This is a genomic window from Candidatus Phycosocius bacilliformis, from assembly GCF_003112735.1.
In the GTDB taxonomy this organism is placed as follows: Bacteria; Pseudomonadota; Alphaproteobacteria; order Caulobacterales; family Aquidulcibacteraceae; genus Aquidulcibacter; species Aquidulcibacter bacilliformis.
The window spans coordinates 130,353-156,965 of record NZ_BFBR01000001.1 but is presented as its reverse complement, the minus strand read 5'-3'; the positions used below and the strand labels follow the sequence as shown (position 1 = coordinate 156,965).

Here is a 26,613-nt window from a genome sequence, read left to right as displayed (position 1 = left end):
GTCATTTTTCAATTGATCCTTTGGAAATTTGTGGCATGTTAGTCATTGATCCAGCCCGCAAGAGGCTGATCTGTGCTCAAGGACCCGATTGGGACGCCAAAGACCCCGAGAATGTCCCCGAAAAGAACAAGTGGGAGAGTTTGAGATATGACATCGTCGCACATCACCAAAGACGCCTTGTATGACGCGGTGGCGCCAACCGATTTTGCCGCCATGCTGGAGATTGACCGCCATACGGGTCGCTCGACCGCGTTTGACAAGATTATCTCGGCCACACATGACCATTTCTGGGACCCAACCGATAAGCGCTATATCGACTTTGATGAGCCCTTCGACATGGAAAATCAGGCCCTGTTGCCTGACCATATGGTTCCCGCACTTGAGACCCCTTATGTCCAGGAATTCTTCAAGGATAAGCCTAAAGAGCTGATCCGCTTCAAAAATGAAATGGCGCGGTGGCAATTGTCAGCCATTTTGCATGGCGAGCAGGGCGCGCTGAACCTGTCTGCTTCGCTATGCCATGTGTTGCGCGACGCTGGGGCGCAGGAATATGCCGCCAACCAAGCCCGTGAAGAAGCCCGCCATGTTGCGGCTTTTGCCGCTTATATTAAAGCACGCTGGGGCAGCCCGCTGCCATGCGGGGAAGTTCTCAAGACCCTGTTGGTCGATATTGTGCACGCCCCAGAAGTTTACAAAAAAATCGTCGGCATGCAGATGCTGATCGAAGGCCTAGCAATGGGTGCCTTTGCCATGATCTATAAGGAATGGTCCGATCCGTTGGCCCGCAAGCTGACCCAGCTTGTGATGACCGATGAGGCCTTCCATCATAAGTTCGGCAAAATCTGGGCTGATCGCACCATTCCGAAACTGGATGCGGCTGAGCATGCCATTGTGGAAGACTGGGCCGCCCATTGCTTCCAGACCCTCTTGTTCAACCTTGTGGCACCGCACCAAATGCGCGCCATTTATGACCAGTTCGGGCTCGATCCCGATATCGTCATGGTGCAATTCCAGGAAATGGCGACCGACGCTGAACGCCGTGAGCGCATGAAGGAAGCCACCAATATCTTCCGCGTGCTTGTGAAGACTTTGTGGAACGCCAACATCATCACTGACCGCACCAAAGCCTTCTATGCCATGTATGTCGACTTTGCCGAGTTTGAGGCCGAAGGCGAACATATGGTGGGTGATGACATTGCTGAAGATGGCATCCGCTTCCTGCAAACGGTCAATTTTGGTGACGGGGCGAACGCCTTGAAGCAAGTCAAGATTGCCGCTGAATAATCTGCAACTATTGATGTTGTGCTGGGCCCCGCCGATCCATTCGGCGGGGCCTTTCATTTTGGTGACACTGTATTTTTTGATCCGTCCTCAGACCTTTTGACTTGGATTTGACCTGGAACCACTGCCTTGCCCTGATGAAGCATTTGAACAAGCAGCTAAAAAGCCATGAGCCGTTAATGCACTTTAACCTGTCATTTACCATAACACCCGCAAGTCCAGCAGTATGAAGAGGGCAGTTGCCACAATTTGGACTGTTCAAAATCTGCGAAGCAGTAAAAGAACAGAGCTGGTTGCTGAATTTCTTCGGAAAATTCATTTGGGGCCGCAGAAGCTGGCGGAAGTGTGATTCGTATGGGCGGACAGTCGCCATGGAGTGTCAAAGGCGTTGAGCCTCGCACCCGCGAGGCGGCAAAGGACCTTGCCCGTCGCGAGGGCTTGACGCTGGGCGAATTGTTGAACCGACTGATTGCCGAAACCGACGACGTCGCACCGCGCAGCGGCAAGTCACCTCTCACCTCGGGCGGAACCGATGTTGCGACGGACTTTGGCCAGGAAGCCAGTCGCCTGACGGCTGCCTTGGAACAGCTGAGTCGTCGCTTGGAAGCCGGTGGCATCGAACTGGCTGCTTCGCAGAATGAGTCAGGCAGGGGCGACGAAGCTGCTGTGATGGCCAGCTCCGGCGAGGTTGGTTCCCGTAAACGCCGCAGTGGGGAGACGGCGTTGGCGCGGGTTGAATCCCAGCTTGCAGCCTTGCGTGACACCCAGGCTGTGCTGGGCGAGCGGGTCCGGCGCATGGAAGCCCATGATCCAAGCCATGAATCGCTTGCAGCTTTCAAGTCATTAGAGGTCGCGCTGGGTCGCTTGTCGACCCAGGTTTATCAAACCGAAACCCGTGTTGGAGATGTCGAGCGAACCACGCAAGAAGGTCTGGCCCGGATGGAGGCTGGCCTTGGCGAGGTGGCTGAGCGTTTGGCAACCACCGAAGCACTGGCCCAAGAAACCAATCACCGCTTTGCCGATGCGATGATTGACCTGTCGGCACGGTTGACTGGCCTTGAATCAGACAGTGATGTTAAGCCCTCCGGTGATGTTGGCCAATTGTCCTCGCGGGTCGCCCAGCTTGAGGCCTTAAGCCAGCAAGCGCTGCAAGCCCCCGAGCAGAGCATCAATCTGGTCAATGAGCGCGTCAATCAGATCGAGGGCTTTGCCCATGAAAATGCATCGCGCATGGTCGACGCACTGGTGGAATTGTCCGCCCGCCTGACCCAGATCGAAGGTGCGGGCTCGACAGGGGATACGCTGTCGACGGTCCATGCGCTGGAAAGCCGTTTGGCGGATATGGCCGCCCGATTGGGTGATCTGGACGCCCGCATCGAGGCGACTCGCTCTGACATTCAAGGCCATGTCGCCCAGTCGCTTGAAGCCGGTGTTGAAAGCCGAATGACCGAGATGGCGCAAGCCTTGGCCACCCGTCTTGATGCCACTGAAAAGCGTCATCATGAAGTGTTTGAACGGGTCAATCAAAAGATTGCGCAGGCTTCTGAGGCTCTGGAGACCCGACTGGCCGCCGTAGAGGCCCGTGACACGCAAGCTGATCAGGGCGGGTCTATGGCCATGCAACTGGAATTGGCGCGTGTGACTCGGGCCGTGGATGAGCGTTTGTCCGCAATCGAACGCCATGATGCATCTGTCATGGACCAAGCTGGCCAGCACATCCAACGTCTGGCTCAGAATTTTGGCGAGCGTTTGGATGCAAGCGAGCGCCAATCGGCCGAGAATATCGCGACGATCTCCAAACAGATGCAGGAATTGGCAGATCGGCTCTCCGCAAAGCAGGATGCGGCGTTACAGTCTATTTCTGCGCGGCTGGATGGCAGCAATGGTGTGACAAGGGTCATGCTGGAGGAAACCGTTGGCCAGGTTCGCGCTGAAATACAGTCAGTCGAAGCCCGCCAGCAGGCCATCACTTTGCCGCTGCAGCGTGATATCGCCGCTTTGAGCGAGCGTCTTGAACAGGCAGAACAATTGCCCCGGGCCAGTCAGGCCCAGATCGTCCCCAACCCCCATCAGCCTATTGATATTGAACCGCCCACGACGGGCCGTCCGCGCGGATTGGCTGGCGATGGTTTTGTGGTGGAAGATGGCTTCGGCTTTGATGCGGATCTTGATCCATTGGCAAAGCCGGGCTTTGAGGATCCTTTCTTCACCGAGAGCCCGACCAGCCGGGCTGCCAGCCAACCGGCCACCCCAACCCGGCGCACCGGTTTTGGTACGCCATTCCCTGACAGCGATGAGGGGGATGGCTTCACGGATTTTGCTGATCTGCATGCCGATGTGCCTGATCCATTGGCTGATCATGCCCGAATGTTTGATGAAGGCATGGCTGATATGCCACTTGATCCGACCCAGCCCAGCGGCTTGGATGAGGATGAAGACTTCTCGGTTCTCGAGCATGACTGGGACGAACCCAATGGCCAAGGCATGGGGGCAACACCGGATTATCTGCTCGCCGCGCGTCGTGCAGCCAATCAGGCAGCGGCTGCACGCGAAGCCGCACTAACCAAAAAGAAGCCTGGCCTGATGCAACGAGCTGGGGCCGGCAAGGATAAGAAATCCGCCCAAGCCAAAGCCAAGCCCGGTGGCAAGTCGCCGGCTCAATCGGATCCTGCCGGTAAAGCTTCGCCCAAGGCCTCAGGTAAAGCGGCCGGTAAAGCCGCTGCAAAGGGCTCTGCCAAAGCGGCGGGAGACGGCAAGGGTAAACTCGGCCTGTCGTTCAAGCCGCCTCAATTGACCCCGGTTGGCATGATTGCAGTGGTGGCATTGGCTGCGACTGGCGGACTGGCAGTGGTCAACCAAATGCGCTCGGCAGGTGATGCGAGTGAGAAGCCAGCCGCCTTGAAGCAAGCTGCAGCCCCTTTGCCCGCTGAAGCCTTGCCAGCTGCGGTTCCCCCGCCTGCTGATCCATCCGCAATTGCTGGTGCGGTGCCAGGTGCCGCAGATGCTCCGACCCCACCAAATGCTGTGGCCCCCGTTTCACCAGCCGCACCGGCCGCAACGCCCGTCGCAGCGACCCCTCCTGCTGCGCCTGCGCCTTCTGCACCTGCGCCTGCTGCGACGGCTGCGGCTGCGGCTCCCCAAGCTAAGGCCAATTTTGCAGCACCACCTGCGCAGGCCCCCAAGGCCCAAGTGCCGCCCACCGCTGGCCCACAAGCACCATCAAAAGCTGTCGCACCAGCGGCAGTCGCTCGGCCCGAATTGACTCCTCGGCAACAGGAAGCCGCCAGGATCATGGCCGTTGCGGCAGCTGAAGCCCGTCAAGCCCGGTCGCGTGCCGATGCTACGCGCGCCCGTATCCGCCCGGCTACATTCCGCGCGGCCCGGTCCGATGCCAGCCCACCCCGACCAGTGGCCAGAGCCCAAGTTGCGACACCGTCCCGCGCCTCAGTTCCGGTGGCATCCGCCGCAAGGCCAAATGCTGTTCCAACCCCACGTGTCGCCTCAATCGCGACCGCAGGCCCCAGCGCGGTAACAAGTGCGGCTGCTGCCCCCGTGCGAGTCCCCGTGGTCTCCGCGCCAACACCCATTGCTTCAGGTCCAAGCGCCCCTGCTGCGGCCAGTGCTGCCGCGGCACCGGCTGCGGCCACGGGTCTTTACGAGCAAGCCATGGCCCGCAGTCAGGCAGGGGATACGGCAGGCAGTGTCGCCTTGTTGCGGCGGGCAGCAGATGCCGGTGATACCCGCGCAATGAACCGCTTGGCGACCAAATATGAGAATGGCGACGGTGTGCCAAAGGATTTAGCGCAGGCTCGCGCACTGACCGAACGGGCCGCCGCCCGTGGTAGTCGGCAGGCTATGCATAATCTGGGTGTTTATTATGCTCAGGGCGATGGTGTGCCCCAGAATATGGCGCGTGCCGCCGAGAGTTTTCGGCGGGCTGCCCAGCGCGGGGTCACCGATTCACAATTCAATTTGGGTGCGATGGCCGAGCAAGGCTTAGGCGGCCCGAAGTCAGATATTCAGGCCTATTACTGGTTTTCAATTGCGGCGCGCGGCGGCGACCCCGACGCAGCGGCCAAAGTGCGTGAAATTGGAGCTCGACTGACACCTGAACAGCGCGCTCAGCAAGATCAATTGGTGGCACAATTCCGTGTCGAGCCCGGTACGCCGGACTGAGGTTTTTATGTCCAAGGTTAATCTTGGAATTGTTGAAGGCTATTTTGGGCAACCATGGTCGTGGGACGACCGCCGCGCAGTGGTGGAAATCCTCGCCCAGCATGGCTATCGTTTCTTCCACTATGCACCCAAGGGCGACCCGCACTTAAGGCGGCGATGGATTGAACCTCATCCTCTCCAAGAGGCCGGGCAAATCGCCCAGTTTGTGAATTTCTGCAAAGGCTTGGGTGTGCGAGTCGGCGTTGGCCTCAGCCCCTATGAAGCCTTCAATGACTTTAATGACCACGTCCGTCACGTATTCCAGCATCGCCTTGAGGATTTGGCGTCGCTGGGTGTTCAAGAATTAGGCATCTTTTTTGACGACATGCATTCGACCCTGCCGGACCTGGCAGAGCGCCAAGTCGATATCATGCATCTGGCGCGTGATACGGTGCCGCACCTGAAGCTGATTATGACGCCTACCTATTATACCAATGACCCGGTCCTCGATCGGGTTTTTGGCCGTCGCCCACCCACCTATCTATCCGATCTTGGGACCCATCTTGATCCAGCCATCGATGTTTATTGGACAGGTGAGGAAGTATGCTCGCGGGAATACTCTCTTGGCCATCTGCGTGATGTGGGCAAGATTCTGAAGCGTAAGCCCTTGTTGTGGGATAATTATCCCGTCAATGATGGCCCGCGAATGAGCCAGTTCCTGCATGTGCGCGCCTTTACCGGCCGCCCGCACCAGATGGGCGATTGGCTCGCGGGCCATGCAGTCAACCCAGCCTTGCAACCATTTCTAACCTGCTTGCCTGCCATCACACTGGCGATGAGTTATGCACAGGGTGAGGATTATTGTTATGGTGCCAGCACACATGCTGCTGCCATACAGCTTCTTGGAACCGAACTTGCCGAGATGGTGCGGGCGGATTTGATGTCACTCCAAGACGTCGGCTTGGCCAAATTGGGTAATCGTCGGCAGACCCTGCTGGAACGCTATAGTCAAGTCGACCATCCTGCCGCCCGTGAGATCGTTGCTTGGCTTCAGGGTGAGTATGCCATCAGTACTGAGATGGTGCAGACACAGTAAAGCTTGATTGGCCTTACCGCCGGATGCTGGCCCGCGCCCTTGCAAGTTTCCGTCGCGCCGACAGGCTGGGCCCTTCGACCACGTCCGTTTCAGCGAGGACCGCCATCAGACGCTGCTTCAAGACCGCGATCCGACGCGCATCAAGTAATTTCAAGCCGCCACGGTCACGCAGATAGAAAGCGTCAGTCGCTCGCTCGCCCACCCCATCAATATGGGCGGAAGTGACATTAAGGCCTTCTTCTTCAAATACTTTCGCGAGGTCAGCCAACAGACCAGGCCGGTCACGACCTGAGACCTCGACGATTGTGTCAAAAGCTGCGCCATCATTGTCGACCATGATCACAGGCTCGATGGTGAAGGCGGCGGTACGATTGGTAGGTTTGCGTGTCGCTGCAACGCCAGCTGCAATCAGATTGTCCCGATCCGCCTTTTTTTCAGCTTGCAGCACGGCTCGCAAACGTCCGAATAAGCGATCAATCGTTTCGCTCCGCCCTTCGCCAAAGGCTGCCCCCGATTGGTCCTGTAATGCGAACACATCAAAGGCTTGTCCGTCCTTGGTCGTGTGGATCCGGGCATCGATCACATTGGCCCCGGACTGGGCAAACAGGGCAGATAGGGCTGCAAACAGACCCGGCTGGTCAGGACTTAAAACCAAAACCTCGGTAGCACCTCGGCTTGGAGCCGGTCGTGAGGCCAGCCAGAAGTCAGCCCCTTGATGCAGGGCTTTTGCCACTTCGGCTCCGTGCCACTTTTGTTGATCGCGGTCAAAGCCCAGCCAATATGCATCTTCTAGGCTGGTAAAAAATGCCGCCAGTATCGGATCGATCAGTGCTTCGGCCCGGCGCTCGTCGGCTTGCGCTTTCAATTGTCGCCGGACGAAGCGCTCATCTGAGCGACCGCCGCGTAAGGTGGCCTCAGTCAATTTATATAGGTCGCGCAATAATTGGGCTTTCCAATCATTCCACACGCCAGGGCCAACGGCCCGGATGTCGGCAACAGTCAGAACCAAAAGCAGGCGCAAGCGCTCCAACGTGCCGACTGTGGCGGCAAAATCGCTGATGGTTTTGGGGTCGCCAATGTCGCGACGCTGGGCCACTTCGCTCATGATCAAATGATGGCCGACCAACCAGGCGACCAGATCAACTTCTTCTGCATCCAAGCCCAGACGGCGGCAGGCAATCTGGGCGGCTTTGGCCCCTTCGATCTGCTGGTCGCCTTCGCCTTTGCCAACATCATGCAACAGCATGGCTAGATAAAGCGCGCGTCGATTAGCGATGCGGGGAAAAAGCTCAGTTGAGACCGGCAATTCCTTGGCCAGTCGACCATGTTCAATATCGGAAATATTGGCGATGCCGCGCAATGTGTGCTCATCAACCGTAAAGTGATGATACATGTTGAACTGGGTCTGGCCAACGATGCGTCCAAACTCTGGAACCAGCCGACCCAAGAGTCCTGATTCATTCAACAAGCCTAAGGCACGGGCCGGGTCCTTGGTTGATGCCGCAATCTCAAGGAAACTGGCCACACAGCGCGGGTCTTCGCGCATCGCCCGACCTTTGCTGGCCATTCGATTGGTCAGGGCCAGAGCCGAAGGGTCGATATCGAGATCCAGCAGATCAGCCATTTTAAAGATATCGATTAAGGCTGAGAGATCGTTGCTAACGGTGGTGGGGTCGGCAAAGCCGATGCGACCATGATCTTCAAGAAATCGCGGATCTGACAGGGTGCGGACTTTTGCGGGGCTGGCAAAGAAACGCGAAATACCGCGGGGAATTGCTTTTTGTCGATCAAGTTCCAGCCGCGCAGACAGGATGCGGGTGAGTGAGCCGACCTGTTTGGTGACCAGAAAATAGCGTTTCATGAAGCGTTCGACTGCGGGATTGTCAGCCCGATCCCCATAGCCCATGCGGCGAGCCATTTCCGGCTGGAGATCGAAAGTCAGCCGCTCTTCCGCCCGGCCGGTGAGGAAATGCAGATGACAACGCACTGTCCACAGGAACTCAGCGGCCTGATTAAACTGCTTCATATCCTCGCGACTGAATACGCCCTTGTCGACAAACTGACTGACGTCATCGGTGCCGTGAATATATTTGGCGATCCAGAACAAGGTGTGCAAATCCCGCAAGCCGCCCTTGCCATCCTTGATATTGGGCTCAACCATATAGCGGCTTTCCCCGGTTCTGCGATGACGGTTGTCGCGTTCGGCCAACTTGGCCGCGACAAAATCGGCTGCCGTGCCGTCAAACAAGTCCTTGCGCAGGCGGATTTCCAATTCTTTGAACAAGAGCTTGTCGCCACAGACAAAGCGCGTTTCAAGCACTGACGTACGAATGGTCATATCTTCGCGGGCCGCACGCAGACATTCAGAAATGGTGCGGGACGCGTGTCCGACTTTCAGACCCATGTCCCACAACATGTAAAGCATGTATTCAATCACGCTCTCGGCCCATGCGGCATCCTTGATCGGGCGCACAAACATCAGATCGACATCTGAAGAGGGTGCCATCGAATTGCGGCCATAGCCGCCGGTGGCACACACACTCAAACGTTCGGCGGCTGTTGGGTTTCGCGCGCGGAAAACATGCGTGATGGTGAAGTCATAGAGGGCTGAGATCACTTGATCCTGCACAGCCGCCAAAAGATGGGCGCAATCAAGCCCGCCCGCCCCACTTTCCAGCCGCTCTTGTGCAATCAGACGGCCACGGAAAAGCGCACCTTTGAGGAGGTCAAGTACACGCGCACGCGTGGCCTTTTCATCGCCTAAATGATCAAGTGCAGCCGCACTCAATTGTACACGTAGCCGGTTGCCATCAACCACAGCATCGATGGACCAGGGCTTTAACGGCGTGCGCTTGACTTTGTTCATAAGGCTTTTTGCCTGCAAAGGGCATGATTTGTCACCCTTGGGGGCGGCGCAGGACTGTTAATCATCGACGGGATCAGGTTGTGGTGTGTCGGTGGCTCTGGTCGGAGGCCAGAATTGGTGAAGCTGAAAGCCCGACTGGGCTCTTGGATCGCGTCTGAACCAAGCCAAGCCACTGGTTGGCAGATGCGCATGTAACTCAGCTTGGCCGGCCGCTGTGTCGTGGTCACCCTTCATGAGCCGCCGAGCAAGCTCGTGGAGACCTGGATCATGAGCGATTAAAAGAATGCGGGCGGCCCCTGCATCTCTCGCTGCTGACAGATAGATTTCCGGTGCAGCCAGATAGAGGGCGCGGTTGGCACGCACGCTGGCTTCGGGAAAACAGGGGCGGGCGGCGTCCCAAGTCTGTGCAGCGCGCAAAGCAGTCGAAACCAGCACGACATCGGGTTTGAAGCCGGCTGCCTTAAGACGTCGGGCCTGGCTTGCCGCCTCATTCACCCCGCGCGCGGTCAGGCCACGGCTGAAATCATCACGCGCCTCATATGGGCGGACCGCCTTGCCATGGCGAAACAGGACGAGGTCAGTGAGCATGATGTCGCATGATCCTATCAATTCCCCCTTCCGTCAGCTGGTTGGGGTGGACCTGTCAAGACGGGCCGAGCTTGGGTTTCTCAGCCAATGCTTGCAGCCCGTTTCTGCAGTGATCTGCAAATTTTTTCCAAGCATGTCGAAATGGGCGGGGTTGACGTGTCATGCCAATGAGAAAGCAAACAGCAAGCGCTGTTTGTGCGTCTCGGCAACGGAGGGAAACCAATCACGTGTCTGATGCAGACCAAGAAAGCATGGGACCCGATATTGCTCACCCACTCGACCAGGCTACTGACCTGAGTCATAACAAGAACGGAGATTTGATATGCAATTCATGCTCATTATGAACGAAACTGCCGCAGAGCGCGACAAGCGGAACGATCCGGCTGTGGCTGGGGATTATTGGGGTGCTTGGACGGCCTTTGTCGGTGAGATCCAGCAAGCAGGCATTGTCGTCAATGGCGATGGTTTACAGCCGCCACACACTGCGACCACCGTGCGCATTATTGATGGCAAGCGCGTTGTCCAGGACGGCCCTTTTGCCGACACCAAAGAGCAATTGGGCGGCTATTTCACGATTGATGTGCCCGATCTTGATACCGCACTCGCCTGGGCGGCCAAGTCCCCGGCTGCCAGTGGCGGGTCGGTCGAGGTCCGGCCGATCATGTTGCCGCCGCCCAACGCTGCCTAGGCCTGATCATGACGACAGCGCGCGCTGGTTCAGCCACCTCGCTTGGTAAGGATGATGTTGCCGAGACTGTGGTTGAGCGGGCGCGCGCGTCCTATGGTCGATTAATCGCGCTTCTGTCTGCCCGTGACGGCGATATCGCAGCCAGCGAGGACGCGTTGTCGGAGGCTTTTGCTGCTGCGCTGCGAGCTTGGCCTCGCACCGGCATTCCCGCCAATCCCGACGCTTGGCTTTTGACGACAGCACGCAACCAGTTGCGCAACGCCTACCGGCACGAAACGGTCAAACTCAAAGCCATAGATGAGATCCTGATCCGGATGGACGCCAGCGATGCCAAGCCAGCCACGATACCCGATATGCGGCTGGCGCTGATGTTTGTGTGCGCGCATCCGGCGATCCAAGAGGATATGCGCACCCCTCTGATGCTGCAAACCATTCTTGGCCTTGATGCGGGTCAAATCGGTTCGGCCTTTCTTGTCTCTCCAACCACAATGGGCCAACGTCTGGTGCGCGCCAAAGCCAAGATCAAGCTTGCCGGGATCGGCTTTGCCTTGCCTGATCGGGATGTGATGGCTGAACGCTTGGATGATGTGCTTTCGGCCATCTATGCGGCTTTCGGCACTGTTTGGGACGGGGTTGACGGCGATGGGGGTGGACAGCCCAGCCTTGCAGGCGAAGCAATCTTCCTCGCCCGTCTCATTGTCTCGCTTTTGCCCGGCGAACCCGAGGCTCTGGGACTCTTGGCGCTGATGCTTTATATCGAGGCGCGCCGACCCGCCCGTGCCGGCCCCGACGGTGCTTTCATCCCGTTGCGCGAGCAGGATGCCCGCCTATGGCGACGTGATCTTATTCTGGAGGCGGAGGCCATTTTAACTCATGCCGGCGCGCTAGGCCGTGTCGGAAGGTTCCAATTGGAAGCTGCCATTCAATCCGTCCATGTGCAGACCCCGGTCACGGGGTCGGTCAATTGGGCGGCGCTACGATCACTTCATGAGTTACTTCTCCAGCATCGGCCAAGCATTGGGGCTTTCGTCAGCTATGCGGCGGTCTTGCTGGGTATGGGGTTGGTTGAAGCGGCCCGCGAGGTTCTCGACAGTCTTGAGCCCAGCGACGTGGCACATTACCAGCCCTATTGGGTAACCCGCCACGCCGTTCTTGCAGCCACTCAGGATGGGGAAGCTGAAGCCGCGCTCAAGCGGGCTGTTGGTTTGACCCGCAATACATCTGTCTGCGCCTATCTGTTGGCACAGGCCAGAAGAGACAGGCCGGGGCCCCCCTAGCTAATTTGCACCCTTTTCAACACCAAAGAAGGCACGATCAAATCGTTCAACCACGGGCATGGCGGATTTGATCTTTTCACGCCCCAGCTCGGTCAGCTGTAGACCTTTGCGTCGACGATCATGGGCAGCGGCCTGCCGTTTGACCAACCCGTCGCGATCGAGCCGACTGATGATCTGGGATACCAGCATGCGATCAAGCCTGAGGAAGTCTGCCAATTCCTGTTGCGACAAGGCACTGCCATCGCGGGTTTTCCAGCCAATGGTTGCCAGCAAAGCAAACTGCGGCTGGGTTAGGGAAAGGGCACGCAACTGGTGGTTCAGACCACGCTGCCAAGCCATAAAGCGCACCCAAAATTGGAAGCCTGGACTGGCCTGAGGACCTTCAAAATCCGACAGTATTGACCAATCCAAGGTAAGTCCCCCTTATGGAATTCTAATCGCTTCTGCAGCTTGTTTAAGGCCTTTGAGGGTCTCCGGTAGACCCCGACTCAAAACTGGACCTAGCAATCTTTCGAAGAGAAAGCCTGTTGGACCCTTGAAGTAAAGACCGTGAAGGACGCGTGTCCCCACAGTGGTCGCCTCAAGTCTGTGTTCGAACATTATAACACAACCAATTAGTTGCGAGACTGCGACAAATTGGAGCGGGTAAACGACATCCTGGATCGTGATTTTGGTGCGTGGACCTTCACGCGGTTGCAACCAGCCCTGGGCACCCGAAACAAGGCCCTCAGCAATCTCGACAGATGAGACCTCCCGATCCCATTGCGGCCAGCTGCGAATGTCAGAATAGAGCGAAAAAACAATCTCTGGTTTTGCGTTGATCTCAATCGTCTCACAATAGGGCATCGCATGTCTCCATTTGTAAACATGTTTATGATTAGATTGTGCAGGCTGAGGAGTCAAGACCAGGAAAGCGATGAGATTGGGGAGGATGCAGGCTGATTTGACGTCTGGGGTCGATTCCGTCACAAGGCGGTCCTGCCCAATAAAGCTGTGGAAGAGACCCTGATTATGACCCGTGCACTTCTGGCCAAGGACGCGAAGGCTTGGCCTTTCGAACTCGCCCGCCTTTTGCTGGAACGGGTTGAGAAATCGGGGAAAACGGGGCCAGTCGTATTCGAAACCGGCTATGGCCCTTCTGGTCTGCCCCACATTGGCACCTTTGGCGAAGTGGTCCGCACGACCATGGTGCGACAAGCCTTCCATGCCCTGACTGACGGGGCCGTCCCGACCATGCTGCTGTGCGTGAGTGACGACATGGATGGCATGCGCAAAGTCCCAGACAACGTGCCCAATCCTGCTTCCCTTGAGCCCTATCTGCAAAAGCCATTGACCGATGTGCCAGATCCTTTTGGCACCCATGCCGGCTTTGCCCAGCACAATAATGCGCGGTTGCGCGGCTTTCTTGACAGTTTCGGCTTTGACTATGTGTTCAAGTCTGCCACCGAACTTTATCGGTCCGGTGCATTTGATGCGACGCTTTTGACAGCACTTGAGCGGTATGACGACATCATGGCTGTCATGCTGCCGACGCTGGGTGAGGAGCGCCGGGCCACTTACAGCCCATTCCTGCCAATCTCGCCGTCGACCGGCCGGGTCCTTTATGTTCCCATGAAGGCGACCGACCCCAAGGCTGGTACGATCACCTTTGCCGACGAAGATGGCACCGACGTGACCCTGCCAGTGACAGGCGGGCATGTGAAAATGCAGTGGAAGCCTGATTTTGGCATGCGCTGGGCGGCGCTTGGCGTCGACTTTGAAATGTATGGCAAGGACCATCAGACCAATGGGCCGATCTATTCGAAGATCTGCCGAATCCTCGGGGCAGAACCTCCCGTACAATATTGCTATGAGCTGTTCCTCGATCAGAATGGCGAGAAGATCAGCAAGTCGAAGGGGAACGGGATCTCAGTCGAACAATGGCTGACCTATGCGCCGCCTGAAAGCCTGTCGCTCTATAATTTTCAAAAGCCACGGGCGGCCAAGAAGCTGTATTTCGATGTCATCCCGCGTGCTGTGGACGAGTATCTGCAGTTTCTTGATGCCTTCCACCGTGAAGAGCCTGCGCGCCAGCTCGAAAATCCGGTGTGGCACATACATAACGGCCGGCCGCCCCAGACTGGGTCGCCAATCAGTTTTGGCCTGTTGCTGAATCTGGTATCGGCGGCCAATGCTGAGACCAAGGAAGTCCTGTGGGGATTTATCCGCCGCTATGCACCTGCAGCGACCCCCGAAGACCAGCCCTTGCTTGATCAATTGGCGGGCTTTGCACTCGCCTATTATCGTGACTTCATTCTGCCGACCAAGAAGTTCCGCGCGCCCAGCCCAGCTGAACGGGCAGCCATCCTCGATCTCAAGGCGGAATTGGAAGCCTTGGGGCCGGACATGCGCGATGGCGACGCAATCCAAAACCGGGTGTTTGAGGTCGGCAAGACCCACCAGTTCGACAATCTGCGTGACTGGTTCAAGGCCCTTTATGAAGTACTCTTGGGCCAAGAACAGGGCCCGCGTTTTGGTGGCTTTGTTGCCTTGTTTGGCGTAACTGAAACCATCGCGCTGATTGATGAAAGGCTCGCTGCATGGTCCTGACACTGCGGCTCGCACGTCCGGCAGATATGCCGGAAATGAAAGCCTTGATGGCTTTGGCCATCTCCCAATTGATGAATGACTTTCTCACGCCTGAACAGGTTGAGGGCAGCCACGAGACCATGGGGATCGACACGCAATTAATTGAGGATGGTACCTATTTCGTGGTTGAAGAAGCCGGCAAGATTGTCGGCTGTGGCGGGTGGAGCCGACGCGGCACGCTCTATGGTGGCGATCATAGTGCAGGGCGCGACAACCGGCTTCTGGACCCCGCCACCGAGCCTGCCCGCATCCGCGCCATGTATACCCATCCCGACCATGTGCGGCGCGGCATAGGCCAGATGATCATTGATGCGGGTGAGGCCGCTGCCCGTGCTGAAGGCTTCAAAAGTGCGCAAATGGGAGCCACGCTGGCTGGTGAGCCGCTCTATCGCCGGTGTGGTTATGAGTTGATCGAAGTCATCGAAAAGCATGCCAAAAATGGGGCGGTCATTCCGCTGAAGATCATGGGCAAGGCATTGTAGAACAACAAGAAAGGTCGCCGGTTGCCCAGCGACCTTTCCATTGCCAGACCAGTGAAATGGTCCGATCTTACATCGAAGTCGGGCGCGTCAGGCGCGCGCCTCCGAAGGGATCCTGACAGACATTTCACACAAGGGCAGACAATGAGACATCGGATCACCTCCTTTCAGTTGCTAATGGGATAACCATAACGCCTCAGTTTGCGGAACCTGTCTAGGGGGTGGGGGACTTTTTAGAAAAATCTTGGAGGGACGCCGCAGGTATCTATTTCCGCACACCCGCGATGAGGTCCCCGCTCTCCGCCCGCACGTCGGCGCGGATGGCAAAAGTTAAGAGGGTTCAAATGAACATACGTGTATCATCCAGGACGGCGTCCGCCGATCCGGGACCTCTTGGCGCAAGTGTAATAAGAGGGCAAAGCTCGTAAGGGGATGGCACAGCTAAACGCAATGTGGCTTAGGCGGCGATCTCAACCGTCCAGCTTTCGATGACCGGATTGGCCAAGAGTTTGGCAGCCATTTCCTTCGCCCGGGCTGCTGCGCGTTCTGGATCGGTCTCATCCAATTCAATCTCGATCACTTTGCCGACGCGGGCATCAGCGGCTTCATCAAAACCCAAGCCGCGCAAGGCTTCGGCAATCGCGCGGCCTTGAGGATCGAGAACGCCTTTCTTGAGGCGGACATTGACAATGGCTTTCATGGGTAGGTTCAGCCTTCTACGAATGCGCTGCGGGGGTCTTTGAAAATCCCGAGGCGTTGAGCGACTTCGGCATAGGCTTCTGACACCCCACCGAGGTCTTGCCGGAAGCGGTCTTTGTCGAGCTTATTATTGGTGCGGGCATCCCACAGGCGGCACGAATCCGGGCTGACTTCATCGGCCAGCACCGTGCGCACCATATCGCCTTCATACAGGCGGCCAAATTCCAACTTGAAGTCCACCAGACGAATGCCAACCCCGGCAAAAAGCCCCGACAGATAGTCATTGATGCGCAGGGCCAGCGCCATGATGTCATCAATTTCTTGGGTGGTGGCCCAATTGAATGCGGTAATATGTTCCTCGGCCACAATCGGGTCGCCCAGACCGTCGTTCTTAAAATAGAATTCCACGATCGACCGGGGCAAAAGCTCGCCTTCAGGAATGCCCAAGCGCTTGGAGATAGAGCCTGCGGCAATGTTGCGGACAACGACTTCCAGCGGAATAATCTCGACTTCGCGGATCAATTGCTCGCGCATATTGAGGCGGCGGATGAAATGGGTCGGCACACCAATCGCATTAAGATTGGTCATGATGAATTCCGAGATCCGGTTATTCAGGACACCCTTGCCTTCGATGATCGCGTGCTTTTCAGCATTAAATGCGGTGGCATCATCTTTGAAATATTGGATCAAGGTCCCAGGCTCTGGCCCTTCGTAGAGGACCTTGGCCTTGCCTTCATAAATCTTCTTGCGGCGTGACATCGTCGCGCTCTCCCCGTCGGTCAGGTGGCAAGGCACGCACTCAAGGCCTGATTGACCCGAGTCGAAACTCCCAACACCTTGCTACCCTATCAGGCTGCGCGAGATGCCTCAATCATGTGGCGCATCCTCTTGCGCTTGCTTGCGCAGAGACCTATCCAGACCCGGCTGCCACGCTGACGCCATGCGTGGCCCCCAAAGCCTGTTTTGAGGAAGTCTGATCATGACCCAGTTCGACGAGCGCAAGAATGCTGAAGAAGCCAAATATGCCCACGATAGCGAGCTGTCTTTTAAGATTGTTGCCCGGCGCAACAAGCTTTTGGGTGCATGGGCCGCTGGATTGATGGGGCTGGAAGGCGATGAGGCGGAAGCCTATGCCAAGTCCATCGTGATGGCTGATTTTGAAGAAGCCGGTGATGAGGATGTCTATCGCAAGGTGAAGGCTGACTTGGACGCCAAGGGAATTGCGACAAGTGAGCATCAGGTCCGTCGCGAGATGGAAACCCTGCTCGAGACTGCCCGCCAGCAATTGACGGCCTGATCGGCGTGATGATGCGCACGCTTCTGCTGCTTGCCAGCTTTGCCGGGATGATGGCGACAGCCGGACTGGCTGGTTGTGCCCTCGACCCTGTTGAGACTGATCCAGCCAAAGCCGAGGCGCGGGCTGCGGCCATGCGGCAGGATTGCTATCGCCGTGGTGGTACGTGGAGCGAGGAAGCCCGCACCTGCGTGGGTGCTGATCCGATCCGGCGCTGAAATCACTGGACAAATGAGCGCGCACCTGCCCATGATCGCCCGCTTGGGGTGTTTCTAAAGAGGTGGTCATGCAAAGGCGGGCCTTTATCGCAGCCATGGGGGCAGGCTTGGCGAGCGGTCTGATCAGGCCCGCTTGGGCAGCTAAGGCAAAGCCCGATCCTTATGCTGATTTTGATGCCCTGTTTGAAACGGCCCGGCAGGCATGGCGCGCGCCCGGGCTGGCTGTTGCCATCTTGAAGGACGGCGTCCCCATCTATGCCAAAGGTTTTGGCTGGCGCGATGGGGCGCGGACCCAGCCCATCACCGCAGATACATTATTTGGATGTGCGTCGCTGACCAAGGCCTTTACTGCAGCCTCGGCCGCCCTCTTGGTCGATGACGGCAAGCTGGATTGGGACGAGCCGGTCACCCGCTATGTGCCGGAGTTCCGTGTGGCCGGGGGGGCTGAATATGCCAGCCTCAGCCTGCGGGATATGTTGTCCCACCGCACAGGTCTGGGGACACATGATCTGGTCTGGTACAATAATGAGCGCTTAAGCAAGGCAGAGCTTCTGGCCCGCCTCCCGCATCTGCCCATGCTGGCCCCGCTGCGAAGCCAATATCAGTACAATAATCTGATGTATATTCTCGCCGGTCTGGTGGTTGAGCGCGTCAGCGGTCAGAGCTGGGAGGGCTTCCTCAAGGCCCGCTTGCTTGAACCCTTGGGCATGAGCCGCACTGGCTTCACGCCCACTCAGATGTCCCAGGACGGCAATTTTGCCTTTGGTCATAAGCTGGGGGCAGACAAATTGGCCATCTCTATCCCCCTGCGTCCGGAGGATGCCATTGGCCCGGCAGGGGAATTGCACAGTTCGGCCAATCAGTTTTTGGCTTGGATGGCCTTGCAATTGGGGCGCGGCACGTATCAAGGGCGTCGTTTGTTTTCTGCGGCGCAAAGTGAGGCCATGTGGGCCCCGATCATTGCCACGGGTGGCCAGCCGGAAGCAACCGAACTCACACGCGGGTTTTACGGCATGGGGTGGCGCACCGACTATTATCGGGGCATGCGCCGCGTCGCCCATGGCGGCAATCTCAATGGCTTTTCCTCGCGCGTCACATTATTCCCCGAACAGAATATTGGCATCATCGCCTTTGCCAATTTGCGCGGAACACCTTTGCCAGGTCATGTCAGCCTGGACGTGTTTGACCGTTTGATGGGATTGGAACCGGCCAATTGGTCTGCCCGGGGTCTGGCGCGCCGTGAGGTCAATGAGGCCAAAGCCGCCGCGCAAATGCCCCCTGCGCCAATCGCTGGAACCAGTCCATCGCGGCCCTTGGCCCAGTTTGTCGGAACCTTCGAGCATCCAGGCTATGGCATTTGGACGATTAGCCTCGATGACGGCGGCTTGCGGGGCCTGTTTAACCAGATGCCGGTCCGCCTCGGCCATTGGCATTATGATGTGTTCAATGCCACGCCCTTGCGGGAGGATGATGACGACCTTTTGAATGTGAAGTTTGCCTTCCTGTCGGATATGGCCGGACAGATTCGCGGCCTCGAGGTTGAGATGGACAGCGATTTCCCACCAGCCTTGTTCACCCGCACCGCGTGATGATTTTCTGATCGGACAGGCCATGACGAGGGTAGCTGATCGGGGATCTCATCGCGCATGAGCATGCAACCAGGGAATAGGTTGCAGCGATTCTTGCCTTAGCTGCGGTCCGCAGAGCCGGTGTGAAGGGCGGCGCGGCCCAGATCACATCAGTTTGAAGCCCGTTCGAGTCGCCCTGCGCTCGGCATGGGCTGTTGAATCAAAGGATAAATGCCCACCTGATGGGCGCACAACGCATTGTTTCCTGCATCCTGTATGCGGCCCTCATGTTGCGGTCGGAAGAGGCCCATGCTAGACGCCCCGTCACGCGAGACAGGCTTCCGATTTTCCTTCTGAGAACGGGCTGTTTTTGCTTTCATTAATCGATGAGGCACCGTTTGGCGCAGCCAAAGCGCGGGGCCTCTTTTGCACGTGAGTCGACCCTTGAGCGGATCAAATCGCACTGCGATCAGTGAAGCAGCCCAGCGCTATGGCGCGGCGCTGTTCGATCTGGCGACCGAGGCCAAGAAGGTTGCGGCTGTAGAGCAGGATGCCAAGGCCCTGCTGGCGGCTTGGCAAACCAGCGCAGACCTGCGCGCCGCTTTGACGAGCCCTCTTTTCCCGGTGGAAGAGAAGGCTGCGGCTCTGGCTGCCATTGGCAAGAAGATGAAGGTGAATGCCGTCACCCAGAAATTTCTCGGCCTTGCCGCACATAACCGCCGCGCGGCGGATTTGGGTGGCATGCTGGCAGCTTTCCTGGCGCTTGCCGCACAAGCGCGCGGGGCTGTACTGGCCGAAGTCTCGACTGCAGAGCCCTTGAGTGACGAACAACTCAAGAGCCTGACTGAAGCACTTGGCCGGGCCTTCAAGGCCCCGGTTGATGTTGAAACCACGCTCAAGCCTGAGCTTCTTGGCGGCCTCGTCGTCAAGGTCGGTTCCAGGCTGTTCGACGATTCTGTCAAATCTAAACTCGACGCACTCAAAATTGCGATGAAGGGGGCCTGAGGCATGGACATCCGCGCCGCAGAAATTTCCGCGATCCTGAAGGATCAAATCAAAAACTTCGGCGCTGAGGCAGCAGTTGCTGACGTCGGCACCGTGTTGTCCGTTGGTGACGGTATCGCCCGGGTCTATGGCCTCGACAGCGTCCAAGCGGGCGAAATGGTTGAGTTCCCAGGCGGCATCAAAGGGATGGCGCTGAACCTTGAGCGTGACAATGTCGGCGTCGTGATCTTCGGCGAAGACCGCGCAATCAAGGAAGGCGACACTGTCAAGCGCCTCGGCGAGATCGTGTCCGTCCCAGTCGGCAAAGGCCTGTTGGGCCGCGTGCTGAACCCGCTGGGTGAGCCCATCGACGGCAAAGGCCCCTTGGTCGACATCGAAAAAGATCGTCGCCAAGTCGACGTCAAAGCCCCCGGCATCATTCCGCGCAAATCGGTGCATGAGCCGATGCAGACCGGCATTAAGTCGATTGACGCGCTGATCCCCATTGGCCGCGGCCAGCGCGAGCTGATCATTGGCGACCGTCAAACCGGCAAGACCGCCATCGCCATCGACGCCATTTTGTACCAGCGCGAAGCCCATGATGCAGGTGCTCCTGAGAGCCAGAAGCTGTATTGCGTTTATGTCGTGATCGGTCAGAAGCGCTCCACCGTGGCCCAGCTGGTCAAGACGTTGGAAGAATCCGGCGCGCTCAAATATTCGATCATCGTGGCCGCGACCGCCTCTGATCCAGCCCCGCTGCAGTTCTTGGCCCCATTCTCGGGCTGCGCCATGGGCGAATATTTCCGCGACAACGGCATGCATGCTTTGATGATCTATGACGATTTGTCCAAGCAGGCCGTGGCCTATCGCCAAATGTCGCTGTTGCTGCGTCGTCCTCCCGGTCGCGAAGCCTATCCAGGCGATGTGTTCTATCTGCACTCGCGCCTCTTGGAGCGGGCTGCAAAGCTGAACGAAGACAATGGGTCGGGATCTTTGACCGCTCTACCGATCATCGAAACCCAAGCCAATGACGTGTCGGCCTATATTCCAACCAATGTGATCTCGATCACTGACGGCCAAATCTTCTTGGAAACCGATCTGTTCTATCAGGGCGTACGTCCTGCCGTGAACGTCGGTCTGTCGGTGTCGCGCGTGGGTTCATCAGCCCAAGTAAAGGCGATGAAGCAGGTGGCCGGTCCGATCAAGGGTGAATTGGCCCAATATCGGGAAATGGCCGCGTTTGCGAAGTTCGGCTCGGACTTGGACGCCTCTACCCAGCGCCTTCTGGCCCGTGGTGCACGCTTGACCGAAATGCTCAAGCAAGACCAATTCTCGCCGGTGGCCGTCGAAGACCAGGTTGTTCTGATCTATGCCGGCACCAAGGGATATCTGGACAATGTCGCGGTCAGCGACATCAAGCGCTATGAGGCTGAATTGAAGGCTGCTCTGCGGACCAAGTACAAGGATCTGTCGGACGCCATCAAGACCAAGCTTGACCTCAAGGCCGACAATATCGAGCAGCGCATCAAAGAAGCGCTCGACGATTTCGCCAAGACGTTTGCGTAAAGCGGGGCTGAGGGAAACAATCCATGGCCAGCTTGAAGGACTTTCGCACGCGCATCGCTTCGGTGAAGTCGACGCAGAAGATTACCAAAGCCATGCAAATGGTGGCTGCGGCTAAGCTGAAGCGTGCGCAGGAAGCTGCTGAGGCCGCACGTCCTTATGGCGAGAAAGTGGCTGGAACCGTTGCCAATCTGGCCGCGTCTGTGAAGGGGTCGGATGCGGCCCCCAAATTGTTGCGCGGCTCGGGCAAGGACCAGACCCATCTGGTCGTGGTGGCGACGTCAGAGCGTGGTCTCTGCGGCGGCTTCAACACCAATATCGTGAAGAAGGCCCGCGAACTCATCACCAGTTTGGAAGCCCAGGGCAAGAGCGTGAAACTGCTCACGGTCGGCAAGAAGGGTCGTGACCAGCTCAAGCGTCTGTTTGGCGCGATCTCGGTCGGCCATATTGAGTTTGCTGGCGTGCGCAGCCTTGGCTCCGCACAAAGCGCCCAAGTCAGCGCCAAGCTGGTTGAGATGTTTGATGCGGGTGAGTTTGATGTCGCCCATCTGGTGTTCTCGCGCTTCCGCTCGGTGATCAGCCAGGTGCCGACTGTCCAGCAATTGCTGCCGGTGGTTGCCCCTGAGGGCGTGAAGACCGCCGACATTGGCGGCGGCGTCTATAGCTATGAACCCGGCGAAGAGGCGATTCTGGAAGCTTTGTTGCCACGTTACCTCGACAGCCAGATCCTCGGCGCGCTGTTGGAAAATGCCGCGGGCTTCTATGGGGCTCAGATGGGTGCCATGGACAATGCAACCCGGAATGCGGGTGACCTGATCAAGAAGCTGACCTTGCAGATGAACCGCAAGCGTCAGGCCATGATCACCACCGAATTGACTGAAATTATCGCGGGGGCGCAGGCCGTTTAGGGCCTCGCACGGATCGCGCAGCACAAGACTAAAAAGGGCAAATGAGATGAGCATCAATGTGAAAGGCAAGATCGCCCAGGTGATCGGCGCAGTCGTGGACGTTGAGTTTGATGGCGAACTGCCAAGCATTCTCAATGCCTTGGAGACCGACAATAATGGCAAGCGCTTGGTGCTGGAAGTTGCCCAGCATCTGGGTGAAAAGACCGTGCGCACCATCGCCATGGACGCCACCGAAGGTTTGGTTCGTGGCCAGGAAGTCACCGACACCGGCAATCCGATCATGGTGCCCGTCGGCCCTGCCACTTTGGGCCGCATCATCAATGTGATTGGTGAGCCGATCGACGAAGCTGGCCCCATCGTGTCGGCCCAAGGCAAGCGCTCGATCCACCAAGCCGCCCCTGCTTTCGTCGACCAAAAGCCCGCGCCGGAAGTTCTGGCCACCGGCATCAAGGTTGTGGACCTGCTCTGCCCCTATGCCAAGGGCGGTAAGATTGGTCTGTTCGGCGGTGCCGGCGTGGGCAAGACCGTTTTGATTCAAGAGCTGATCAACAATATCGCCAAGGCCTATGGCGGTTATTCGGTGTTGGCCGGTGTGGGTGAGCGGACCCGCGAAGGCAACGACCTCTATTACGAAATGATCGAATCCAAGGTGAACGTCGATCCGAAGGAGAACAATGGTTCGTCTGAAGGTTCGCGTTGTACGCTGGTTTATGGTCAGATGAACGAGCCTCCAGGTGCCCGTGCCCGTGTGGCTTTGACCGGCCTTGCCCAGTGCGAATATTTCCGCGACGAAGAAGGCAAGGATGTGTTGTTCTTCGTGGACAATATCTTCCGCTTCACCCAAGCAGGTTCGGAAGTGTCGGCACTTCTGGGCCGTATTCCTTCGGCCGTGGGCTATCAGCCAACCTTGGCCACCGACATGGGTGGCTTGCAAGAGCGTATTACCTCGACGGTTAAGGGCTCCATCACCTCGGTGCAGGCCATTTACGTGCCTGCCGACGACTTGACCGACCCGGCACCCGCCGCTTCGTTCGCCCACTTGGACGCAACGACGGTTTTGAACCGCTCGATCGCTGAAAAGGGCATCTACCCAGCTGTGGACCCGCTCGACTCCACCTCGCGGATCTTGGAGCCACGCATCGTGGGTGAAGACCACTATCAAACCGCCCGTAAGGTCCAAGAAATCCTGCAGCAGTACAAAGCCTTGCAAGACATCATCGCGATCTTGGGCATGGACGAATTGTCCGAAGACGACAAATTGGTTGTGTCGCGCGCCCGTAAGGTCGAACGCTTCCTGTCGCAGCCCTTCCACGTGGCAGAAGTGTTCACCGGTTCGCCCGGTAAGCTCGTGTCGTTGGAAGACACCATCCGCGGCTTCAAAGGCCTCGTAAACGGTGACTATGACCACTTGCCAGAGCAAGCCTTCTACATGGTCGGCAATATCGATGAAGCCATTGCCAAGGCCCAAAAGATGGCCGCTGAAGCCGCTTAAGCTTTGCCCATCAGGCGCTGACAAAAAGAGGCCCCGTAGCATTGCTGCGGGGCCTTTCAGTTTCAGGACAATGGAGGATGTCCTGAATTACGGACCGACGGGACCAACCTGACTTACGATCGCCTTCCAAGCGCCACGACGGTCTTGTTTCCAAATATCAAGGAAGGACAATCTGATGACCTTGCCGGCAGAATCTGTCTCCGTCCAAACACCTTGGGCGAAGGCGAGGTTGTCTTCGACACGAACGGTCACGTCGCTGATGGATACAGCTTTGGGCTTCTTTTTGGGGTCTGCTGTGCTGGCAAGCAAATCTGCCTTGGTTTCGGGTTTGGACTTGCCATAACTCATGTAACTGTCATCAAGGATTGCGCCCAAGCCAGCGGCATCGCCCGAAAGTGCCTTATCGACCCAAACCTGTTCCAAGCGCTTGATTTCGGACATGATCGTCGCAGTTTCGTCAATGGCTGGCATGTAGCAAAGGGTCTGAATAGCCGTAACCTTCGAATTGGCATCATATTGAGCGACAAAGGCCTTCCAAGCCGGATCATTGGAATCGACCCGCACCATTGGCGAATTGATGTGCGCGGTAGAGACGCCATTTGGTGAGAAAGACCACGTTCCGGTCTTGGCGTCGCGCACCATGGCCCGGCCAACCAATTGCACATTTCCGTTTATGCCGCGGTCGCGGTAAAATTTTTGATTGGCTGACGCAGCAGCTTTAAATCCATCAAAGGTCCCGCCGGGGGTCAATTCATTAAACCGAACGGTCACGACCTGCCCTTTGTCGCATAATTCCGCGGCCGTCGCCGCAGTCTGTGCCAAAGCGGGCCCTGCTGCCGCCAAAATCCCCAAGCTCAATGCAAATGTTTTCAGCATCATTGTCTTCCTTTCCCAAAGGATGTGATCTGCCGACGGACACCCCAAGCGGGACCGGCGCATTTCCAATGAGTAACAATAATTTGTAGAGAGCTGCACGGAACATTTTTGATCACAGTGGAGTGACTGGCCACTAACTGTTGCCGTGCTTTGCAAGCACGCCCCGGCAATGCTAAACGCTCGCAAAACCTCCATTACACGATCAGTGAGCAGTCTCATGGCCACCAGCGGCAAACTTCATTTTTCTTTGGTCTCGCCAGAACGCGCCCTGTTTTCCGGTGATGTCGATCAGGTGGTGGTACCCGGTGTAGAGGGACAGTTCGGTGTGTTGAGCCAGCATGCTCCCTTTATGACGGTGGTGCAGCAAGGGGCCATTCGGATCCTTGATGGTAGCGCGGAGCGGCGAATTTTTGTTGGCGGCGGTTTTGCTGATGTCACACCCGACGGGCTGACCATTCTGGCTGAAGATGCAGTGGACCTGTCGCAACTCGATACCGCTGGCCTTGAGCGCGACGTTCAGAATGCCCGGGAAGATGTGCGTGATGCTAAGGACAGCGAGGCCAAAGCCGCGGCTGAGCGTAAACTGGCCCGTCTCGAGGCGATTCGCGCGGCGGCCTAAAGCGGCGCGACCGGGGCTTTCTGAAGTCTCCACTACGGCGGGCCGACAAAGAATTGGGGCACCTGCTTCTACGACGGTCGATCATCGCAGACGAAAAGCCAAGTTCCATATCCTGTGACGTATGGGCGCATGACAGCCTCGCCCAGTGTCTTGTTCCAGAAGGGATAAGCTGGTTGGATCTAGCCATGCCTTGATACCCGGTCTGGTCATCAAACGGCTTCCAGATTGAACATGTGTCGCTCTGCAGTTTTGTGCAGTTCATGTTGATGCGATTGTCGTAACATTTGATCCAATCCCAAAGGATTTGCGTACACCAAATATCCCGTTGTTCTGGCAGGATGCCATGGAATGTCGGCGGGTGGGGAGCACGCATATGGCCACCTACGAGACAGCCGAAGCTCAAAGCGCGACGCGCCGGTTTGTTAAGCAGGCGATGAAAGCCCCTTTGCTTGAGCATGATTATGAGCGCGCCCTGGCGATCAAGTGGCGCGATCAGCAGGATGAGCGCGCGCTGCACGAACTGACGACGGCCTATATGCGTTTGGTGATCTCGATGGCCGCCCGCTTCCGCAATTATGGTCTGCCGATGAGCGATCTGGTCCAGGAAGGCAATATCGGCCTGATGCAGGCTGCTGCGCGCTTTGAACCTGAACGGGATGTGCGGTTCTCAACTTATGCCGCATGGTGGATCCGCTCGTCGATCCAAGATTATGTGCTGCGCAATTGGTCAATTGTGCGGACTGGGACGACTGCGGCTCAAAAGTCACTCTTCTTCAATCTACGCCGTCTGCGTGCTCTGATCAGCGATACGGGCGAGGGGATGATCTCGCGCGAGAACCGCGACATCATTGCCACAAAACTGGGGGTTAGTGAGCGCGAAGTTGAGCAGATGGCCGCGCGTCTCTCGGCCAATGACCGCTCGCTCAATGCGCCCATGTCTGAAGGCTTGGATGGGGGCGGGGAGTGGCAGGACCTGCTGGCCGATGAAGGCATGCTGCCCGAGCAAGACGTCATGGAACGCACCGATACCGAGCGGCGCGTCAATTGGATCCAAGAAGCGCTTAAGTCACTTAACCCGCGCGAACTGGTCATCATTCAAGAACGTCGTCTGACCGATGACGGCATGACGCTGGAAGCCCTTGGTGTTCGGATGGGAATCTCCAAAGAGCGTGTGCGCCAGATTGAGCATCAAGCCCTGAAGAAACTACGAGCAGCCTTGATCAAAAAGGTCGGCGATCCCGAAGCCAGCGGATTGCTGCCAGACGTGTGAGCGCGTCCCAAGACGGGCCATGCTTTATCTTGCCGCATGAGAGGGTGGCGTTCCTCCCAGAGCC

At 57.5% G+C, this 26,613-nt stretch carries 23 protein-coding genes; 16 read left to right on the top strand and 7 right to left on the bottom strand.

Annotated elements, in window-relative coordinates; all coding sequences use genetic code 11:
* The first annotated feature begins 147 nt into the window (after window positions 1-147).
* The 3 genes from PbB2_RS00845 (at window position 148) to PbB2_RS00835 (ending at window position 6,532) form a co-directional block, all read left to right on the top strand.
* The gene (locus PbB2_RS00845) at window positions 148-1,284 is read left to right on the top strand and encodes a ferritin-like domain-containing protein (protein ID WP_108983395.1); all 1,137 of its coding nucleotides are present in this window, start codon (window positions 148-150) and stop codon (window positions 1,282-1,284) included.
* Between the two features lie 351 nt (window positions 1,285-1,635).
* Entirely contained in the window at window positions 1,636-5,457 is a 3,822-nt protein-coding gene (locus PbB2_RS00840; protein ID WP_108983394.1) for an SEL1-like repeat protein, read from the top strand.
* Between the two features lie 7 nt (window positions 5,458-5,464).
* Window positions 5,465-6,532 carry a beta-N-acetylglucosaminidase domain-containing protein gene (locus PbB2_RS00835; protein WP_108983393.1) on the top strand — a complete coding sequence of 356 codons (1,068 nt, stop codon included), beginning with the start codon at window positions 5,465-5,467 and terminating at the stop codon, window positions 6,530-6,532.
* Window positions 6,533-6,545: 13 nt separating this feature from the next.
* Here the strand turns inward: PbB2_RS00835 and PbB2_RS00830 are convergent, their stop codons facing one another.
* Both PbB2_RS00830 and PbB2_RS00825 read right to left on the bottom strand, forming a co-directional pair.
* Window positions 6,546-9,398 (bottom strand): [protein-PII] uridylyltransferase, encoded by a 2,853-nt coding sequence (locus PbB2_RS00830; protein ID WP_108983392.1) that lies wholly within the window; start codon window positions 9,396-9,398, stop codon window positions 6,546-6,548.
* Between the two features lie 57 nt (window positions 9,399-9,455).
* The gene (locus PbB2_RS00825; RefSeq protein ID WP_108983391.1) at window positions 9,456-9,986 is read right to left on the bottom strand and encodes a SixA phosphatase family protein; all 531 of its coding nucleotides are present in this window, start codon (window positions 9,984-9,986) and stop codon (window positions 9,456-9,458) included.
* A 322-nt stretch (window positions 9,987-10,308) separates the two neighbouring features.
* Between PbB2_RS00825 and PbB2_RS00815 the strand changes: the two genes are divergently transcribed.
* Window positions 10,309-10,674, top strand: coding sequence for a YciI family protein (locus PbB2_RS00815; protein ID WP_108983389.1), 366 nt, complete (start codon window positions 10,309-10,311; stop codon window positions 10,672-10,674).
* Between the two features lie 8 nt (window positions 10,675-10,682).
* Window positions 10,683-11,951: an RNA polymerase sigma factor gene (locus tag PbB2_RS00810; protein WP_108983388.1), complete on the top strand. Its 1,269-nt coding sequence runs from the start codon at window positions 10,683-10,685 to the stop codon at window positions 11,949-11,951.
* Here the strand turns inward: PbB2_RS00810 and PbB2_RS00805 are convergent, their stop codons facing one another.
* Complete coding sequence (locus tag PbB2_RS00805) at window positions 11,952-12,362, bottom strand: MarR family winged helix-turn-helix transcriptional regulator (RefSeq protein WP_238164788.1); 411 nt, start codon at window positions 12,360-12,362, stop codon at window positions 11,952-11,954.
* A gap of 12 nt (window positions 12,363-12,374) precedes the next feature.
* Window positions 12,375-12,920, bottom strand: a complete 546-nt coding sequence (locus tag PbB2_RS00800) for an SRPBCC family protein (protein WP_133245668.1) — start codon at window positions 12,918-12,920, stop codon at window positions 12,375-12,377.
* Window positions 12,921-12,962: 42 nt separating this feature from the next.
* Between PbB2_RS00800 and PbB2_RS00795 the strand changes: the two genes are divergently transcribed.
* Window positions 12,963-14,540 carry a lysine--tRNA ligase gene (locus PbB2_RS00795; protein WP_108983852.1) on the top strand — a complete coding sequence of 526 codons (1,578 nt, stop codon included), beginning with the start codon at window positions 12,963-12,965 and terminating at the stop codon, window positions 14,538-14,540.
* Window positions 14,531-15,061, top strand: a complete 531-nt coding sequence (locus tag PbB2_RS00790; RefSeq protein WP_108983386.1) for a GNAT family N-acetyltransferase — start codon at window positions 14,531-14,533, stop codon at window positions 15,059-15,061. The genes PbB2_RS00795 and PbB2_RS00790 overlap by 10 nt, the downstream gene beginning before the upstream one ends.
* A 454-nt stretch (window positions 15,062-15,515) precedes the next feature.
* On the opposite strand, the gene purS is transcribed toward PbB2_RS00790, so the two are convergent.
* Both purS and purC read right to left on the bottom strand, forming a co-directional pair.
* Window positions 15,516-15,758 carry a phosphoribosylformylglycinamidine synthase subunit PurS gene (purS, locus tag PbB2_RS00785; RefSeq protein WP_108983385.1) on the bottom strand — a complete coding sequence of 81 codons (243 nt, stop codon included), beginning with the start codon at window positions 15,756-15,758 and terminating at the stop codon, window positions 15,516-15,518.
* Between the two features lie 8 nt (window positions 15,759-15,766).
* Window positions 15,767-16,516, bottom strand: coding sequence for a phosphoribosylaminoimidazolesuccinocarboxamide synthase (gene purC / locus PbB2_RS00780; protein ID WP_108983384.1), 750 nt, complete (start codon window positions 16,514-16,516; stop codon window positions 15,767-15,769).
* 220 nt (window positions 16,517-16,736) lie between these two features.
* Here purC and PbB2_RS00775 point away from each other — a divergent pair, with 220 nt between their 5' ends.
* From PbB2_RS00775 to atpD, 7 genes are all read left to right on the top strand, one after another.
* Window positions 16,737-17,054, top strand: a complete 318-nt coding sequence (locus PbB2_RS00775; protein ID WP_108983383.1) for a DUF1476 domain-containing protein — start codon at window positions 16,737-16,739, stop codon at window positions 17,052-17,054.
* Between the two features lie 11 nt (window positions 17,055-17,065).
* Window positions 17,066-17,269 (top strand): hypothetical protein, encoded by a 204-nt coding sequence (locus PbB2_RS00770; protein ID WP_133245667.1) that lies wholly within the window; start codon window positions 17,066-17,068, stop codon window positions 17,267-17,269.
* 68 nt (window positions 17,270-17,337) lie between these two features.
* A complete protein-coding gene (locus PbB2_RS00765) occupies window positions 17,338-18,858 on the top strand; it encodes a serine hydrolase (protein WP_108983381.1) in 1,521 nt (506 codons plus the stop codon).
* A gap of 423 nt (window positions 18,859-19,281) precedes the next feature.
* On the top strand, window positions 19,282-19,842 hold the full coding sequence (locus PbB2_RS00760; protein ID WP_238164787.1) for a F0F1 ATP synthase subunit delta: 561 nt from the start codon (window positions 19,282-19,284) through the stop codon (window positions 19,840-19,842).
* Between the two features lie 3 nt (window positions 19,843-19,845).
* Window positions 19,846-21,387, top strand: a complete 1,542-nt coding sequence (gene atpA, locus PbB2_RS00755) for a F0F1 ATP synthase subunit alpha (protein ID WP_108983380.1) — start codon at window positions 19,846-19,848, stop codon at window positions 21,385-21,387.
* Between the two features lie 23 nt (window positions 21,388-21,410).
* Complete coding sequence (locus PbB2_RS00750) at window positions 21,411-22,292, top strand: F0F1 ATP synthase subunit gamma (protein WP_108983379.1); 882 nt, start codon at window positions 21,411-21,413, stop codon at window positions 22,290-22,292.
* 46 nt (window positions 22,293-22,338) lie between these two features.
* The gene (gene atpD, locus PbB2_RS00745; RefSeq protein ID WP_108983378.1) at window positions 22,339-23,784 is read left to right on the top strand and encodes a F0F1 ATP synthase subunit beta; all 1,446 of its coding nucleotides are present in this window, start codon (window positions 22,339-22,341) and stop codon (window positions 23,782-23,784) included.
* A gap of 87 nt (window positions 23,785-23,871) precedes the next feature.
* Here atpD and PbB2_RS00740 read toward each other — a convergent pair whose 3' ends face one another.
* Complete coding sequence (locus PbB2_RS00740; protein WP_192576093.1) at window positions 23,872-24,660, bottom strand: nuclear transport factor 2 family protein; 789 nt, start codon at window positions 24,658-24,660, stop codon at window positions 23,872-23,874.
* A 217-nt stretch (window positions 24,661-24,877) separates the two neighbouring features.
* Here PbB2_RS00740 and PbB2_RS00735 point away from each other — a divergent pair, with 217 nt between their 5' ends.
* Both PbB2_RS00735 and PbB2_RS00730 read left to right on the top strand, forming a co-directional pair.
* Complete coding sequence (locus PbB2_RS00735; RefSeq protein ID WP_108983376.1) at window positions 24,878-25,279, top strand: F0F1 ATP synthase subunit epsilon; 402 nt, start codon at window positions 24,878-24,880, stop codon at window positions 25,277-25,279.
* Window positions 25,280-25,652: 373 nt separating this feature from the next.
* Window positions 25,653-26,549 carry an RNA polymerase factor sigma-32 gene (locus tag PbB2_RS00730; RefSeq protein ID WP_108983375.1) on the top strand — a complete coding sequence of 299 codons (897 nt, stop codon included), beginning with the start codon at window positions 25,653-25,655 and terminating at the stop codon, window positions 26,547-26,549.
* The last annotated feature ends 64 nt before the right edge of the window (window positions 26,550-26,613 follow it).

What these genes read in the sequence shown, in the direction of transcription:
- PbB2_RS00845 (WP_108983395.1), top strand. Translation starts at nt 148, where the DNA reads ATGACATCGTCGCACATCACCAAAGACGCCTTGTATGACGCGGTGGCG.
- PbB2_RS00840 (WP_108983394.1), top strand. Translation starts at nt 1,636, where the DNA reads ATGGGCGGACAGTCGCCATGGAGTGTCAAAGGCGTTGAGCCTCGCACC.
- PbB2_RS00835 (WP_108983393.1), top strand. Translation starts at nt 5,465, where the DNA reads ATGTCCAAGGTTAATCTTGGAATTGTTGAAGGCTATTTTGGGCAACCA.
- PbB2_RS00830 (WP_108983392.1), bottom strand. Translation starts at nt 9,398, where the DNA reads ATGAACAAAGTCAAGCGCACGCCGTTAAAGCCCTGGTCCATCGATGCT.
- PbB2_RS00825 (WP_108983391.1), bottom strand. Translation starts at nt 9,986, where the DNA reads ATGCTCACTGACCTCGTCCTGTTTCGCCATGGCAAGGCGGTCCGCCCA.
- PbB2_RS00815 (WP_108983389.1), top strand. Translation starts at nt 10,309, where the DNA reads ATGCAATTCATGCTCATTATGAACGAAACTGCCGCAGAGCGCGACAAG.
- PbB2_RS00810 (WP_108983388.1), top strand. Translation starts at nt 10,683, where the DNA reads ATGACGACAGCGCGCGCTGGTTCAGCCACCTCGCTTGGTAAGGATGAT.
- PbB2_RS00795 (WP_108983852.1), top strand. Translation starts at nt 12,963, where the DNA reads ATGACCCGTGCACTTCTGGCCAAGGACGCGAAGGCTTGGCCTTTCGAA.
- PbB2_RS00790 (WP_108983386.1), top strand. Translation starts at nt 14,531, where the DNA reads ATGGTCCTGACACTGCGGCTCGCACGTCCGGCAGATATGCCGGAAATG.
- purS (WP_108983385.1), bottom strand. Translation starts at nt 15,758, where the DNA reads ATGAAAGCCATTGTCAATGTCCGCCTCAAGAAAGGCGTTCTCGATCCT.
- purC (WP_108983384.1), bottom strand. Translation starts at nt 16,516, where the DNA reads ATGTCACGCCGCAAGAAGATTTATGAAGGCAAGGCCAAGGTCCTCTAC.
- PbB2_RS00775 (WP_108983383.1), top strand. Translation starts at nt 16,737, where the DNA reads ATGACCCAGTTCGACGAGCGCAAGAATGCTGAAGAAGCCAAATATGCC.
- PbB2_RS00770 (WP_133245667.1), top strand. Translation starts at nt 17,066, where the DNA reads ATGCGCACGCTTCTGCTGCTTGCCAGCTTTGCCGGGATGATGGCGACA.
- PbB2_RS00765 (WP_108983381.1), top strand. Translation starts at nt 17,338, where the DNA reads ATGCAAAGGCGGGCCTTTATCGCAGCCATGGGGGCAGGCTTGGCGAGC.
- atpA (WP_108983380.1), top strand. Translation starts at nt 19,846, where the DNA reads ATGGACATCCGCGCCGCAGAAATTTCCGCGATCCTGAAGGATCAAATC.
- PbB2_RS00750 (WP_108983379.1), top strand. Translation starts at nt 21,411, where the DNA reads ATGGCCAGCTTGAAGGACTTTCGCACGCGCATCGCTTCGGTGAAGTCG.
- atpD (WP_108983378.1), top strand. Translation starts at nt 22,339, where the DNA reads ATGAGCATCAATGTGAAAGGCAAGATCGCCCAGGTGATCGGCGCAGTC.
- PbB2_RS00740 (WP_192576093.1), bottom strand. Translation starts at nt 24,660, where the DNA reads ATGCTGAAAACATTTGCATTGAGCTTGGGGATTTTGGCGGCAGCAGGG.
- PbB2_RS00735 (WP_108983376.1), top strand. Translation starts at nt 24,878, where the DNA reads ATGGCCACCAGCGGCAAACTTCATTTTTCTTTGGTCTCGCCAGAACGC.
- PbB2_RS00730 (WP_108983375.1), top strand. Translation starts at nt 25,653, where the DNA reads ATGGCCACCTACGAGACAGCCGAAGCTCAAAGCGCGACGCGCCGGTTT.